Genomic DNA, 14,112 nt, shown 5'->3' on the forward strand with positions numbered 1-14,112 from the left:
GCTCCGTAGCGGTGGCATGATCCTCCTGCCAAGCGGTAACGGGCGTTAACCGGACCTGGAGGAAAGCAATGGGCGGCGAGCAGCGGTACGGGGATTTCGTCGGCGTCAGGCGGCACGCCCACGTCGCCGAGTTGACCCTGGACCGGCCCAAGGCGATGAACGCCGTGTCCACGGACATGGCCCGCTCCATCGGCGCTGCCTGCGCCGCCCTCGCGCAGGACGGTGACACCCGTGTCGTCGTCGTGACGTCCACCCATGAGCGGGCTTTCTGCGTGGGCGCCGACCTGAAGGAGCGCAACTCCTTCTCCGACGCCGAGTTGGTACGTCAGCGGCCCACCGCACGGGCCGCCTACACCGGCGTACTCGAACTGCCCGTGCCGACCATCGCCGCCGTGCACGGTTTCGCGCTCGGCGGCGGGTTCGAGCTCGCGCTCGCCTGTGACCTCATCGTCGCCGATGCGACCGCCGTGGTCGGGCTCCCCGAGGTGTCGGTCGGCGTGATCCCGGGCGGTGGCGGTACGCAGCTGCTGCCGCGCCGGGTCGGCGCCGCGCGCGCCGCCGAGCTGATCTTCACCGCGCGGCGCGTGGAGGCGGGCGAGGCGCGGGAGTTGGGTCTTGTCGACCAGCTTGTGGGCGAGGGTGAGGACCGTACGGAAGCGCTGGCGCTCGCCGCGCGGATCGCCGCCAACTCGCCCGTCGGCCTGCGCGCGGCCAAGCGCGCCCTGCGCCTCGGGCACGGGCTCGACCTGCGGGCCGGTCTTGAGGTCGAGGACGCGGCCTGGCGCTCGGTCGCCTTCTCCGGTGACCGGGCCGAGGGTGTGGCGGCGTTCAACGAGAAGCGGAAGCCGCAGTGGCCCGGAGAGTGAGCCGAGTGGGCCGCTGTTCGGCGGCTCCACACGCTGCGTAACGCTCCAAACGCCCAAAATGTCGTAAATCTCCTAGCCTGGGGAGATGGGAGAGGATGTCCGGCTACGGGCTGTGGTCGTGCTGGCGCAGGGAATGGCCGTCGCGCACACCCCACGTGAGTCCTGGCGGGCGGCAGCCATCGGCGCGTGCCGTGCGCTGTCCGGGAGTTTCGCCGCGCTGTCCGTCTGGGAGCGTGACCTCGGGCGGCTGAGGGTGCTCGTGAACGTGGGCGAACGGGCCGAGGGGGAGGAAGAGTTCCCGGAGCGCGAGGCGTATCCGGTGAACGAGTTCCCGGAGATCACCGAGTTCCTGCATGAGCGCTGGGCGGGCGGCGGCGAGCCGCACGCCTGGGTGGAGACGGCGCGGGGCCCCGCCGACGCCGCGTCCCCCGGCTACTGCCACCAGCGCGTCGCCGCCCTGCGCAGGCGGGGCCGCGGCTCCTGTGTGGTCGCGCCGGTCGTGCTGCACGGGAGGGCGTGGGGCGAGCTGTATGTGGCGCGGCCGGTGGGGGCGCCGGTCTTCGGCCGCGAGGACGCGGACTTCGCCACGGTGCTTGCCTCGGTCGTCGCGGCGGGCATCGCACAGACCGAACGCCTGGAGGAGGCCCGCCGCCTCGCCTTCACCGACGCGCTGACCGGCCTCGCGAACAGGCGCGCCGTCGATCTGCGGCTCGAGGAGGCGGTGGAGCGGCATCGGGCGGAGGGTGCGGTGGTGAGCCTGGTCGTGTGCGACGTGAACGGCCTCAAGTGGGTCAACGACACGCAGGGTCACGCGGTGGGCGACCGGTTGCTCGAACGTTTCGGCTCTGTGCTCTCGCTGTGCGGGGCGATGCTGCCCGGGACCCTGTCCGCGCGGCTCGGCGGTGACGAGTTCTGCCTGCTCTCGGTGGGGCCCACGGCGGACGAGGTGGTACGGGTCGCCGACGAACTCTGCGTACGGGCGGCGGAGTTGGAGCTGGGGGAGGGTGTCGCGTGCGGGGTCGCCTCCACGGAGGATCCGATCGGCGAGGTCCGCTCGGCTCGGCGGCTCTTCCGCCTGGCGGATGCGGCGCAGTACCGCGCGAAGGCGGCTCGCGCGGTGAAGCCGGTGGTTGCGGGGCGCGAGGGGGCGGATGATCCGGTGGTTCGGCTCGCGGATTCGGAGGGGGGGCGCCGTCCGGCGGGGGAGAGGCGTCGCTTCCGGGGGCGTGGGCCGGAACCCCGGGGCGGGGAGCGGTAGCCCCCGTGGGGGCGGGGTCCGGGGGCGCGTCTGCCGTGTTCTGGCCTCTTCCCGGTGCGGGCCCGTCGTGGCTTGTCGCGCAGTTCCCCGCGCCCCTTGAGGGGCGCGTCTGCCATGTTTCTGGCTGCTCCCGGGTGCGGGGTTCGTCGTGGCTTGTCGCGCAGTTCCTCGCGCCCCTGACGGGGCCCCTTCCGGGGCCCCGGCCCCCGGAGTAAGAGGCCCAGGCCCCCTCCGCCCGTGACACTTGGCGATTCAGTCCGTACGCTGCTGAATATGGATATGCACACCGTGGTCCTGGGGACGTCCGGGACAACCGCGGCGGACGTCATCGCCGTCGCGCGCGGCAACGCCCGCATCGATCTTTCGGCCGAAGCCGTGACCGCCCTCGCCGCCTCGCGCGAGATCGTCGACGCCCTCGCGGCCAAGCCCGAAGCCGTCTACGGCGTCTCGACGGGCTTCGGCGCCCTCGCCACCCGGCACATCGGCCCGGAACTCCGCGCCCAGCTGCAGCGCAACATCGTCCGCTCGCACGCGGCGGGGATGGGCCCGCGGGTCGAGCGCGAGGTCGTACGCGCCCTGATGTTCCTGCGCCTGAAGACGGTCTGCTCCGGCCGCACCGGCGTACGCCCCGAGGTCGCGCAGACCATGGCCGACGTACTCAACGCGGGGATCACCCCCGTCGTACACGAGTACGGCTCGCTCGGCTGCTCCGGCGACCTCGCGCCGCTCAGCCACTGCGCGCTCACGCTCATGGGCGAGGGCGACGCCGAGGGCCCCGACGGTGAGCTGAAGCCCGCGGGCGAGCTGCTCGCCGCGCACGGCATCACCCCGGTCGAGCTGCGCGAGAAGGAGGGCCTCGCCCTCCTGAACGGCACCGACGGCATGCTCGGCATGCTGGTGATGGCCCTCGCCGACCTCGACGCCCTCTACAAGTCCGCGGACATCACCGCGGCGCTCACCCTCGAAGCGCTCCTCGGCACCGCCAAGGTCCTCGCGCCCGAGCTGCACGCCATCCGTCCGCACCCGGGCCAGGGGGCGTCCGCCGCCAACATGCTCGCGGTGCTTGCCGGTTCGGGCCTGACGGGGCACCACCAGGACGACGCGCCGCGCGTGCAGGACGCCTACTCGGTGCGGTGCGCGCCGCAGGTCGCGGGCGCGGGCCGTGACACCCTCGCCCACGCCCGTACGGTCGCCGAGCGTGAGCTCGCCGCCGCCGTCGACAACCCCGTGGTCCTGCCCGATGGCCGCGTCGAGTCGAACGGCAACTTCCACGGCGCCCCGGTCGCGTACGTCCTGGACTTCCTCGCGATCGCCGCGGCCGACCTCGGCTCGATCGCCGAGCGCCGCACGGACCGGCTCCTGGACAAGAACCGCTCGCACGGTCTGCCGCCGTTCCTCGCGGACGACGCGGGCGTGGACTCGGGCCTGATGATCGCCCAATACACGCAGGCGGCCCTGGTGAGCGAGATGAAGCGGCTCGCGGTGCCCGCGTCCGCCGACTCCATCCCGTCCTCCGCGATGCAGGAGGACCACGTCTCGATGGGCTGGTCCGCGGCCCGCAAGCTGCGCACCGCGGTCGACAACCTCACCCGCATCGTCGCGATCGAGCTGTACGCGGCGACGCGCGCGGTCGAACTCCGCGAGGGCCTCACCCCCGCCCCGGCGACGCGGGCGGTCATCGAGGCGGTCCGCAAGGCGGGCGTCCAGGGCCCTGGCCCGGACCGCTTCCTCGCGCCCGACCTGGCGGCGGCGGACGAGTTCGTGCGCTCCGGAGCCCTGCTCGCCGCGGTCGAGCCGGTGACAGGACCGCTGGCCTAGCCACCGTCTCTTCCGTACGCCGATGGGGGCGCCGTCACATGCTGACGGCGCCCCCTTGGCGTTCGCGTCGTACGGAGTAGGCGACGAACCCCGCCCCGAGTCCCAGGAACGCGGTCCCGCCGATCAGGTACGGGGTCGTGTCGACGCCCGCGCCGGTGTCCGCGAGGCGTTCCTCCGGGAGGGCGGTGCCGCTCTCGGCGGGGAGCGTGGCGCGGTGCTGTTCCGTGTGGACGGCCTGCCGTTCCGTATGGACGACCTGCTGTGTGTCAGGGGCTTGTGGTGATCTGAACGTCGCCGTCGCATTGGCGGAGGGAACGAACCACAGGGCGCCGAGAAGGGCCCCCGCGGCAGTGGCGGTCAGCAGCGATCGGCGTGCGGACACGGAATCGGATCCCCCTTGTGGTGCTGGCGAATTGGCCGTGTGGGGCGATGGTAGTGAAAGGCGCGGGTCGCGGGAAAGTCGCGGGGGCCATGGGTCGTACGCTCCGGACCATGAGCACATCTGAGACATCACGTTTTGTACGGCTCCGCGTCGAATTGGTGGTCGAGGTCGACGACTCCGGAGAGCTCGCCTCCTCAGCCCTGAGCCGCATCGCGGAGGACGAGCACATGCCGGCCGAGGAACGGCTGCACGCGGAGACGGCCGTCAAGGAGGACGACGCGGAGGCGCTCGCCTACCTCGTCGACCCGTTCGACCTGGTCAGCAAGGTCCCGGGGGTGGAGCTCGCGCAGGCGTCCTGGAGCAGCGAGCAGATCGAGTACGACCCCGATTCACCGGACTGGGACCCCGACGAGGATGATGAGGACGACGTCGACGAGGACGTGGACGCAGACGTGGACGGCGCGGGTGGCCGGGGGCTGTAAGCGGTAGGCAGGAAACGGAACCCGTGGCCCCGGGCGGCAACCGCCGCCCGGGGTTCTGTCGTCTCAGGGGTGCACGGCTGTCACCGGCGCATCGCGCGACGTGGTGTTCCCCACATCTTCGGCGGTAGTGGAACGGGACGTACCGGGCAGGACGTTATGCGGAGTTACGGGGAATCCCGGCGTTCTTGGCTTGTTGGGAATGGCTTGTTGGGGAATTCGGCAACGATGGAGAAGCGTGTGATGACGGACAGTAGGCGACAGCGTGGACGGCGCAAGGGTCTTGCGGTCGTGTCCGCCCTGGTCGGCGGCGTCCTGGTGCTCTCGGCCTGTAGCGGCGACGACGGCGACAGCAGTGCCGGCGGCGGCAAGGAGTCGCAGAACCAGGTCGACGAAGCGGCAGCCAAGAAGTCGTCCGACGCGGATATCAAGATCGCGCCGAAGGACGGCTCCGACAACGCGAGCATCAACAGCGCGGCCAAGGTCACCGTGAGCAAGGGATCCCTCACGGATGTGACCATGACGACCGAGTCGGGCACCGCCGTGGCCGGTCAGATAGCTGCGGACAAGAAGAGCTGGAAGCCCAGCGCCCAGCTCGAGCGCGCGACCACGTACAAGCTCAGCGCCACCGCCAAGGACTCCGAGGGTCGCAAGGCGCACGAGAACTCGAAGTTCACGACGGTCTCGCCGGCCAACAGCTTCATCGGGAACTTCACGCCCGAGGACGGCTCCACGGTCGGCGTGGGCATGCCGGTGTCGATCAACTTCGACAAGGCGATCAGCAACAAGAAGGACGTTCAGTCCCACATCAAGGTGTCGTCGAGCAGCGGCCAGGAAGTCGTCGGCCACTGGTTCGGCAACAACCGCATCGACTTCCGCCCCGAGAAGTACTGGCAGGGCAACTCCACGGTCACCATGAAGCTGGCCCTCGACGGCGTCGAAGGCGCTGACGGCGTCACCGGTGTCCAGGAGAAGACGGTCCAGTTCAAGATCGGTCGCAACCAGGTCTCCATCGTCGACGCCAAGACGAAGACGATGAAGGTCATGCGGGACAACAAGGTCATCAAGACCATCCCGATCTCCGCGGGCTCCCCGGAGAACAAGACGTACCAAGGCCAGATGGTGATCTCCGAGAAGTTCAAGGAGACCCGCATGGACGGCGCGACGGTCGGCTTCAAGGACGGCGACGGCAAGGGCGAGTACGACATCAAGGACGTGCCGCACGCCATGCGCCTGTCCCAGTCGGGCACGTTCATCCACGGCAACTACTGGGGCGCCAAGTCCATCTTCGGCGGCGCCAACACCAGCCACGGCTGTGTCGGTCTGCAGGACGCCAAGGGTGCGGGCGACAAGAGCACGCCTGGTGCCTGGTTCTACGACAACTCGATGGTCGGTGACGTCGTGGACGTCCGGAACACCGGCGACAAGACGGTCCAGCCCGACAACGGCTTCAACGGCTGGGTCATGGACTGGGCGCAGTGGAAGGCCGGTTCGGCCGTCTGACGCGACGCGCACGAAGCAGCAGGCCCGCGGCCCGCACCCCTCAACGGGGGTGCGGGCCGCCGCCGTTCAGGCTTCTCATCCTTCTCTTATGCCGCCCTTATCCGTTCATCACGGCGCGTACCTAGCTTCACGCACATGTTCTTCACCTACTTGAGGCGCGAGCTGCGCCGCCGCAGAAAAGCGGCCCTCGTCGTGGCTTCCGGACTCGCGCTCGGTATCGCCCTTGTCATCGTGGTCAGTTCCGTGTCGTCCGGCATGAAGCAGGCGCAGGGCAAGGTCCTTGAGTCGCTCTATGGGCTCGGCACCGACATGACCGTGACCAAGGCGGCCACTCCCGCCAAGGAGGGCGATGCCCGGACCGGACGCCCACGCTTCAAGTTCGACGCGAAGGACGCCGACGACGGCGACGGCAAGGAGCAGAGCAGCGACCGCGTCATGGTGCAGGGCTTCGAGACGCTGTCCTCGTCCACCGTCACCAAGGTCGCGGGCCAGAGCGGCGTCGCCGACGCCGTCGGCGGTCTCAGCCTCCAGGTGATGAAGGTCAACGGCCAGTTCGAGCGGGGCGAGTTCGAGAGGGCCCCGGGGTCCACCGGTAAGGCGCAGCCGCCAGGCGGCAGCGCCCAGCAGCAGGAAGGGAAGGTGCGTGGCGGCGGCGCCGACTTCGACGTCGACTCCTACAGCGTGTACGGCACCGACGTCGCCAAGCTCGACCTGGGCCCGCTGACCTCCTCCAGGATCAGCAAGGGGCGTACGTTCACGGCGTCGGAGTCCGCCGCCAAGGTGGCCGTCGCCGACTCCTCGTACGCCAAGGAGAAGAAGCTCTCCGTGGGCGACACCGTCACGATCTCCGGCACCAAGATCAAGGTCGTCGGCATCGCGACGCCCGACAGCGGGGACGCCGCGGCCAACCTCTACCTCCCGCTCAGGCGCGCCCAGACCCTCGCCGACTCGAAGAACAAGATCACCACGGTGTACGTCAAGGCCGCCGACTCGCAGCAGATCAGCGCGGTCAAGAGCGCCATCCAGAAGAACGTCTCCGGGACGACCGTGACCACGTCGGCGGACCTCGCCGACACCGTCTCGGGCTCGCTCTCCACCGCGTCCGACCTCGCGTCCAGCGTCGGCAAGTGGCTCTCCATAGCCGTGCTCGTCGCGGCGTTCCTGGTCGCAGGTCTGCTGACCTCGTCGGCGGTCAGCCGCCGCGTACGGGAGTTCGGCACGCTGAAGGCGCTGGGCTGGAAGAGCGGCCGTGTCACCCGGCAGGTCGTCGGCGAGGCCATCGTGAACAGTCTGGTGGGCGGAGTGCTCGGGATAGCCGTCGGCCTCGGCGGCGCGTACGCGGTGACGGTGATCAGCCCCACGCTGACGGCCCAGCTCGGCTCGGCGGGCGGTCAGTCGGGCGGCGGTGGCATGGGCGGCGGTCCCGGCGGCGGTCCCGGCGGCGGTCCCGGCGGCGCGTTCGGGCAGTCGGCGTCCAAGGCGCTGGACATCTCGCTCACCGCACCGGTCAGCGCCACCACCATCGCGCTCGCCGTCGGCCTCGCCGTGGCCGGTGGTCTCATCGCGGGCGCCTTCGGCGGCTGGCGTGCCTCGCGGCTGCGGCCCGCGGACGCCCTGCGCCGCGTCGAGTAGGCGGCTCCAGTTACCCCGACCGAGCCGCCAACCCCCTTACGCATCGCAGGAGTCACAGCATGTATCAGCTCAAAGGCGTCACCAAGCAGTACCGCAGGGGCAAGGAGACCGTCGACGCGCTCGCCGGGGTCGACCTGTCCATCGGCGACGGCGACCGGCTCGTCATCCAGGGTCCGACCGGTGGCGGCAAGTCCACGCTCCTGCAGATGCTCGGCGGGCTCGACCGTCCGACGTCCGGCAGCGTCGAGCTCGACGGGGTGGATCTGGCCGCGCTGCCCGAGGCACGGCTGACCAAGGTCCGCGCCGAGTCCATCGGCTTCGTCTTCCAGTCCTTCAACCTCATCCCCACGCTCAACGCCCAGGAGAACGTCGAGACCGCGCTCGTCCCGCTGGGTCTCGGCGCGGCCGACCGCCGCGAACGCGCCGCCGACGCACTGGAGTCCGTGGGCCTCGGCGAACGCCGCAGCCACCTCCCCGTCGAACTCTCCGGCGGCCAGCAGCAGCGCGTCGCCATCGCCCGCGCCCTGGTCAAGAACCCCAAGGTGCTGCTCGCCGACGAGCCGACCGGCAACCTCGACGAGTCCATGCGCGACGAGATCATGGAGCTGCTCGAAGGGCTCTGGAAGGAGCACGGCCTGACGTTCGTGATGGTCACGCACGACAGCGCGATCGCGCGGAAGGCGCCGCGGCTCGCGACGATCAGGGGCGGAAGGATCAAGGTCACGGAGAACGCGGGTTCGTAGGCACCCGTCACCGGAGTGAGGCACCCGCCCCTCCTCCACCAACTCATCACTTCTGACGCACTATTGAGCAGATGTTCGACCTTGGGCAATACTTCCTCGTCCAGGGGCGGAAGCCCCTTTGACCTCCAGGGGGAGAGTTGCGCACAAAAGTGAAGAGAGCCTACGGGGCCACGATCGCCACGGCGGCGGCCGTGGCCCTAGCCGCGGGCATGACCAGCCCGGCTTCGGCGGCGAAGCAGTCGCCGGACGCACCGGCATTGACCGGACAGTCGGCGGCGCAGCAGACCGTGCACCGGATCACGCTCATCACCGGTGACCGCGTCACCGTGAACGCCAAGGGCCGGGTCACCGGCTTCGAGCGGGCCAAGGGGCGGGAGGGCATCCCCGTACAGACCAAGCGCGCGGGCGGTCACACGCTCGTGATACCGGCCGACGCGCAGCGTCTGATAGCCAACGGCAAGCTCGACCAGCGCTTGTTCGACGTGACCGAGTTGAGCAAGAAGGACAACCGCAGGGCCCAGAAGAAGGGCCTCAAGCTGATCGTCGGCTACAAGGGCGCCGCCGCCGGGGCCAGGGCCGACGTCCGCGGCGCCGGGGACACAGAGGTCCGCAGGACCCTGAAGTCCCTGAACGCCGACGCCATCACCACCCCGAAGCAGGACGCCACCGACCTGTGGTCCGCGCTGATCGCCGACAAGGGCGGCGCCACGGCAGCCGGCGTCAACCGCGTCTGGCTGGACGGCGTCCGCAAGGCGAGCCTCGACAAGAGCGTGCCGCAGATCGGCGCCGACAAGGCGTGGGCGGCCGGCTTCGACGGCAAGGGCGTCAAGGTCGCCGTCCTGGACACCGGCGTCGACAACACGCACGTCGACCTCAAGGACCAGGTCGTCGGCGAGAAGAACTTCACCGCGGCGGCGGACGCCAAGGACCACTTCGGCCACGGCACGCACGTCGCCTCCATCGCGGCCGGTACCGGCGCGAAGTCCGGTGGCAAGCTCAAGGGAGTCGCGCCCGGCGCCAAGCTCCTGAACGGCAAGGTCCTCGACGACACCGGCTCCGGTGACGACTCCGGGATCATCGCGGGCATGGAGTGGGCGGCCGACCAGGGCGCCGACATCGTCAACCTGAGCCTGGGCGGCGGCGACGCCCCCGGCATCGACCCGCTCGAAGCCGAGGTGAACAAGCTCTCCGCGGACAAGGGCATCCTCTTCGCGATCGCGGCGGGCAACGACGGAGCCCCCGGCAGCGTGGGCTCCCCGGGCAGCGCGGACGCGGCCCTCACGGTCGGCGCGGTCGACGACAACGACAAGCTCGCCGAATTCTCGAGCCAGGGCCCGCGCGTCGGCGACGGCGCCATCAAGCCCGACGTGACCGCGCCCGGCGTGGACATCACGGCCGCCGCGGCCCCCGGCAGCGTCATCGACAAGGAGGTCGGCCAGAAGCCCGAGGGATATCTGACGATCTCCGGTACGTCGATGGCGACGCCGCACGTGGCAGGCGCCGCGGCGCTGCTCAAGCAGCAGCACCCGGACTGGAAGTACGCCGAGCTCAAGGGCGCGCTGACCGCTTCCGCGAAGGGCGGCAAGTACACGCCGTTCGAGCAGGGTTCGGGCCGTATCGCCGTCGACAAGGCCATCAAGCAGTCGGTGATCGCCGAGCCGGTCTCCGTCGGCTTCGACACCCAGCAGTGGCCGCACACGGACGACAAGCCGACCACGAAGAAGGTGACGTACAAGAACCTCGGCAAGGAGGACGTCACCCTCGACCTCACGGTGACGGGCATGAACCCGAAGGGCGCTCCGGCCCCCGCGGGCTTCTTCAAGCTCGGCGCGAAGACCGTGAAGGTTCCCGCGGGCGGCACGGCGGCGGTCGACCTGACCACCGACACGAAGCTCGGCGGCACGGTCGACGGCGCGTACTCCGCGTATGTCGTGGCGAGCGGCGGCGGGCAGTCCGTCCGCACGGGCGCCGCGGTCGAGCGTGAGGTCCAGTCCTATGAGCTGACCCTGAAGCACATCGGGCGCGACGGACAGGCCCCGAAGTACTACGACAGCGACCTGGAGGGTGTCTCCGGGCTCGCCACCGACAAGTCCTTCAACCCGTACGACGCGTCCGGCACGGTCAAGCTCCGTGTCCCCAAGGGCGGTTACGTGCTCAACACCGGCATGTACGCCGACCCGGAGGACTTCACCAAGGGCGCCGACTGGATCGCCCAGCCGAAGCTGAGCGTCACCAAGGACACGACGGTGACGCTGGACGCCCGTACGACGAAGCCGGTCGACATCACGGTCCCGTCGGCGGACGCCAAGCCGTCCTTCGCCTCCGCCGACTTCACGGTGGACGTGCCGCGCGCCAGCTACTCCTTCGGCTGGTTCCTCGACTCGTACACCAACTTCCGCTCGGCGCACGTGGGCCCGCAGATCACCGACGGCTCGCTGTACCAGCAGTGGGACAGCCACTGGACCAAGGGTGAGGACGCCGAGTACGACACCGTGCTCGGAGGCAAGGTCAAGCAGCTCGCCGCCGGATACACCAAGCACTACAAGGCGTCCGAACTTGCCACGGTGAAGGCGAACCTGGGTGCTTCGGCCACGGGCAAGAAGGGCGCGCTCAGCGCCCTGGGTTTCCTCCCCGGCAGTTCGAGCGGCTCCTCGATAGGCGTTCCGCAGTCGCTGCCCGGCGCCCGGACGCTGTACCTGTCCACGGCGGGCGGCGTGGAGTGGAACCTGGACTTCGAGCAGCAGGCCGGGCTCGACCCGGACGGCTGGCCGATCGTCGACGCGGTCTACTCGATGGGCGCGGCGCAGAAGTTCGCGGCGGGCAAGAGCTACGAGAAGACGTTCAACACGGCCGTCTTCGGGCCGCGCATCGGCGGTGAGTACGGAGTCTCACGCCAGGGCAACGAGATCGGCGGCTATCTGGCGCTGTTCGCCGACGGCAAGACGCACGTGGGCTCCTCGCTCTACTCGTCGGTGAAGACGACCCTCTACAAGGGCTCCACCAAGATCGGCGAGAACGACGACCCGCTGGCCGGCGGCGCCACGTTCAAGGTCCCCGCGGCCGAGGCCGAGTACAAGCTGTCGACGTCCGTGAAGCGCAGCGTCAAGGTGGCCGCGGCCTCCACGCGCATCGACGCGAGCTGGACGTTCCGCTCCAAGAAGGCCGACAACGCGAAGCTGCCGGTCTCCACGGCGCGGTTCGGCGCGGCGGTCGACCTGAGCAGCAAGGCCAAGGCGGGCGAGACCCAGGCCGTGCCGGTGACGGTGCAGGGCGCCGCGGCGGGCGCGAACCTCAAGTCCCTTGCCGCGTACGTCTCCTACGACTACGGCCAGACCTGGGAGAAGGCCACCGTCAGCGGCGGCAAGATCAAGGTCAAGAACCCGGCCGCGGGCAAGGGGATCTCCTTCCACGCCAAGATCACGGACAAGAAGGGGAACAAGTCGACGCTGTCGATCTACAACGCGTACTACGGCAAGTGAGTCAGCCGTAGCACGCGCGCTTCAATGGGCCCCGTTCGTGGCGGTGTGAACCGCTGCGGGCGGGGCCGCTGAGTTCGGCTCCTACGCGTACAGCGAACTTCCGTGCGCACACCGCCAGTTGGCGCGAAGGTGCCCACATGACCGCCCACACCGTCGAGTACATCCGCTACCGAATACCCCCCGAGCGCTCCGCGGAGTTCCTCTCCGCGTACACCCGCGCCGCCGTCCCGCTCGCGGCGGCCCCGCAGTGCGTCGACTACGAACTGACGCGCTGCGAGGAGGACTTCGAGCACTTCATCCTCCGTATCACCTGGACGTCGACCAAGGACCACCTGGAGGGCTTCCGCGGCTCGGAGCTCTTCCGGGACTTCTTCGCGGAGATCCGTCCGTACGTCGAGAACATCGAGGAGATGCGCCACTACACCCCCACCGCCGTGCGCGGCACGGGCGCGTCGACGCCGACCCTGTACACCTGGGCGGGCGGCGAGGAGAACTTCGAGCGCCTGACGGAGATCTTCTACGAGAAGGTCCTCGGGGACGACCTCCTCGCCCCGCTCTTCGAGGGCCTGCCCGCCGAGCACGCCCGGCACGTCGCCCAGTGGCTCGGCGAGGTCTTCGGCGGCCCCGCGGCCTACTCCCAGGAGCACGGCGGCCACTCCCAGATGGTGGGAAAGCACCTCGGCAAGGGCATCACCGAACCGCAGCGCCGCCGCTGGGTCAACCTGATGCAGGACGCGGCGGACGACGCGGGCCTTCCGACGGACGCCGAGTTCCGCTCGGCCTTCCTCGCCTACGTCGAGTGGGGCACCCGCCTCGCGGTCTACTTCTCGGGGCCGGACGCGACCCGGCCCACCGACCAGCCGGTGCCGCTGTGGAACTGGGGGGCGGCGCCGCCGTACCAGCCGTGACGCCCGGGACGCGGCCCGGCGCGGGGGAGGGGCCTACTTCCCGGCGCCCGCCGCGCCCGCGCGCGTCGCGTCCGCTCCCCAGCTGGCCAGCAGCCGCAGGGCCTGCGCCGACGCCGAGTCCGGCTGCGCGTGGTACGTCACCAGTGACTGGTCGTGGTCGTCCGGCAGGCGCAGCGTCTCGTACGACAAGGTCAGATCGCCCACCAGCGGGTGATGCATCCGCTTGACGCCGTGGCTCTTCTCCTTGACGTCATGCGTGGCCCACAGCCCGCGGAATTCCTCGCTCTTCACGGAGAGCTCGCCGACCAGGGCCGAAAGCAGCGGGTCGTTCGGGAAGCAGCCCGCCTCCATCCGCAGGAAGCTCACGATGTCCGACGCCTTCTGCTCCCAGTCCACGAACAGCTCGCGCGACGCGGGGTCCAGGAAGCAGATCCGCGCCCAGTTCCGCTGCTCGGGCGCCAGGGCGCCCCAGTCGCCGAAGAGCGCGGCAGCCATGCGGTTCCAGCCGAGCACGTCCGAGCGGCGGCCCACCACATAGGCGGGTACGCCGTCCATCGTGTCCATGAGCTGGAGCAGCGCGGGCCGCACGTGCTGGGGACGGGCCGCCCGCTTCTTCTTGTGCTGCTTGGGCTTGGCCAGGTGCGTCAGGTGGGCGTGCTCGGCGTCCGTGAGACGCAGGGCGCGCGCGATCGCGTCCAGGACCTCACCCGAGACATTGCGGCCGTTGCCCTGCTCAAGGCGGGTGTAGTACGCCACGGACACCCCCGCGAGCTGCGCCAGCTCCTCGCGGCGCAGGCCCGGCACCCGCCGGTGGCGCCCGAAGTTCGGCAGGCCGACGTCCTCCGGCTGCAGCCGCGCCCTGCGGGTGCGCAGGAACTCACTGAGCTCGGCGCGGCCGTCGAGGGGCTCGGGGGCGGGGGCGGGTGTCGGCTGGTCCATGCCTTCCAGTATCCCGGGTCGTACGCATACGAGCCTGTCCCCGCCAGTAGTAGGACCGCTGGACGTAGGCAGAGCCGTGACCTGGGTAGATGTCCACGGGCCTGG

The 14,112-nt window shown here is 70.2% G+C and carries 11 protein-coding genes; 9 read left to right on the forward strand and 2 right to left on the reverse strand.

The window, feature by feature from the left end; all coding sequences use genetic code 11:
- Positions 1-68: 68 nt before the first annotated feature.
- The 3 genes from ACGFX9_RS20825 (at position 69) to hutH (ending at position 3,942) form a co-directional block, all read left to right on the forward strand.
- A complete protein-coding gene (locus tag ACGFX9_RS20825; protein ID WP_393473670.1) occupies positions 69-866 on the forward strand; it encodes an enoyl-CoA hydratase/isomerase family protein in 798 nt (265 codons plus the stop codon).
- Between the two features lie 85 nt (positions 867-951).
- Entirely contained in the window at positions 952-2,124 is a 1,173-nt protein-coding gene (locus ACGFX9_RS20830; protein ID WP_393473673.1) for a diguanylate cyclase domain-containing protein, read from the forward strand.
- Between the two features lie 279 nt (positions 2,125-2,403).
- Positions 2,404-3,942, forward strand: a complete 1,539-nt coding sequence (gene hutH, locus ACGFX9_RS20835) for a histidine ammonia-lyase (RefSeq protein WP_393474015.1) — start codon at positions 2,404-2,406, stop codon at positions 3,940-3,942.
- 34 nt (positions 3,943-3,976) lie between these two features.
- On the opposite strand, the gene ACGFX9_RS20840 is transcribed toward hutH, so the two are convergent.
- Positions 3,977-4,324, reverse strand: coding sequence for a hypothetical protein (locus ACGFX9_RS20840; protein ID WP_393473677.1), 348 nt, complete (start codon positions 4,322-4,324; stop codon positions 3,977-3,979).
- Positions 4,325-4,434: 110 nt separating this feature from the next.
- Here ACGFX9_RS20840 and ACGFX9_RS20845 point away from each other — a divergent pair, with 110 nt between their 5' ends.
- The 6 genes from ACGFX9_RS20845 (at position 4,435) to ACGFX9_RS20870 (ending at position 13,068) form a co-directional block, all read left to right on the forward strand.
- On the forward strand, positions 4,435-4,806 hold the full coding sequence (locus ACGFX9_RS20845; protein WP_393473680.1) for a hypothetical protein: 372 nt from the start codon (positions 4,435-4,437) through the stop codon (positions 4,804-4,806).
- Between the two features lie 240 nt (positions 4,807-5,046).
- The gene (locus ACGFX9_RS20850) at positions 5,047-6,306 is read left to right on the forward strand and encodes an Ig-like domain-containing protein (RefSeq protein ID WP_393473683.1); all 1,260 of its coding nucleotides are present in this window, start codon (positions 5,047-5,049) and stop codon (positions 6,304-6,306) included.
- 135 nt (positions 6,307-6,441) lie between these two features.
- Positions 6,442-7,938 carry an ABC transporter permease gene (locus ACGFX9_RS20855; RefSeq protein WP_393473686.1) on the forward strand — a complete coding sequence of 499 codons (1,497 nt, stop codon included), beginning with the start codon at positions 6,442-6,444 and terminating at the stop codon, positions 7,936-7,938.
- A gap of 59 nt (positions 7,939-7,997) precedes the next feature.
- Entirely contained in the window at positions 7,998-8,681 is a 684-nt protein-coding gene (locus ACGFX9_RS20860; RefSeq protein WP_393473689.1) for an ABC transporter ATP-binding protein, read from the forward strand.
- 149 nt (positions 8,682-8,830) lie between these two features.
- Positions 8,831-12,160, forward strand: coding sequence for a S8 family serine peptidase (locus tag ACGFX9_RS20865; protein WP_393473692.1), 3,330 nt, complete (start codon positions 8,831-8,833; stop codon positions 12,158-12,160).
- Positions 12,161-12,297: 137 nt separating this feature from the next.
- On the forward strand, positions 12,298-13,068 hold the full coding sequence (locus tag ACGFX9_RS20870; protein WP_393473695.1) for a group II truncated hemoglobin: 771 nt from the start codon (positions 12,298-12,300) through the stop codon (positions 13,066-13,068).
- A gap of 33 nt (positions 13,069-13,101) precedes the next feature.
- Here the strand turns inward: ACGFX9_RS20870 and ACGFX9_RS20875 are convergent, their stop codons facing one another.
- The gene (locus ACGFX9_RS20875; protein ID WP_393473698.1) at positions 13,102-14,007 is read right to left on the reverse strand and encodes a helix-turn-helix transcriptional regulator; all 906 of its coding nucleotides are present in this window, start codon (positions 14,005-14,007) and stop codon (positions 13,102-13,104) included.
- Between the last annotated feature and the right edge of the window lie 105 nt (positions 14,008-14,112).

Source organism: Streptomyces sp. NPDC048436 (assembly GCF_043200355.1).
Classification (GTDB): Bacteria; Actinomycetota; Actinomycetes; order Streptomycetales; family Streptomycetaceae; genus Streptomyces.

Excerpts from the sequence above, each read along its gene's own strand:
- ACGFX9_RS20850 (WP_393473683.1), top strand. The coding sequence starts at position 5,047 with ATGACGGACAGTAGGCGACAGCGTGGACGGCGCAAGGGTCTTGCGGTC.
- ACGFX9_RS20855 (WP_393473686.1), top strand. The coding sequence starts at position 6,442 with ATGTTCTTCACCTACTTGAGGCGCGAGCTGCGCCGCCGCAGAAAAGCG.
- ACGFX9_RS20875 (WP_393473698.1), bottom strand. The coding sequence starts at position 14,007 with ATGGACCAGCCGACACCCGCCCCCGCCCCCGAGCCCCTCGACGGCCGC.
- ACGFX9_RS20830 (WP_393473673.1), top strand. The coding sequence starts at position 952 with ATGGGAGAGGATGTCCGGCTACGGGCTGTGGTCGTGCTGGCGCAGGGA.
- hutH (WP_393474015.1), top strand. The coding sequence starts at position 2,404 with ATGCACACCGTGGTCCTGGGGACGTCCGGGACAACCGCGGCGGACGTC.
- ACGFX9_RS20825 (WP_393473670.1), top strand. The coding sequence starts at position 69 with ATGGGCGGCGAGCAGCGGTACGGGGATTTCGTCGGCGTCAGGCGGCAC.
- ACGFX9_RS20845 (WP_393473680.1), top strand. The coding sequence starts at position 4,435 with ATGAGCACATCTGAGACATCACGTTTTGTACGGCTCCGCGTCGAATTG.
- ACGFX9_RS20860 (WP_393473689.1), top strand. The coding sequence starts at position 7,998 with ATGTATCAGCTCAAAGGCGTCACCAAGCAGTACCGCAGGGGCAAGGAG.
- ACGFX9_RS20870 (WP_393473695.1), top strand. The coding sequence starts at position 12,298 with ATGACCGCCCACACCGTCGAGTACATCCGCTACCGAATACCCCCCGAG.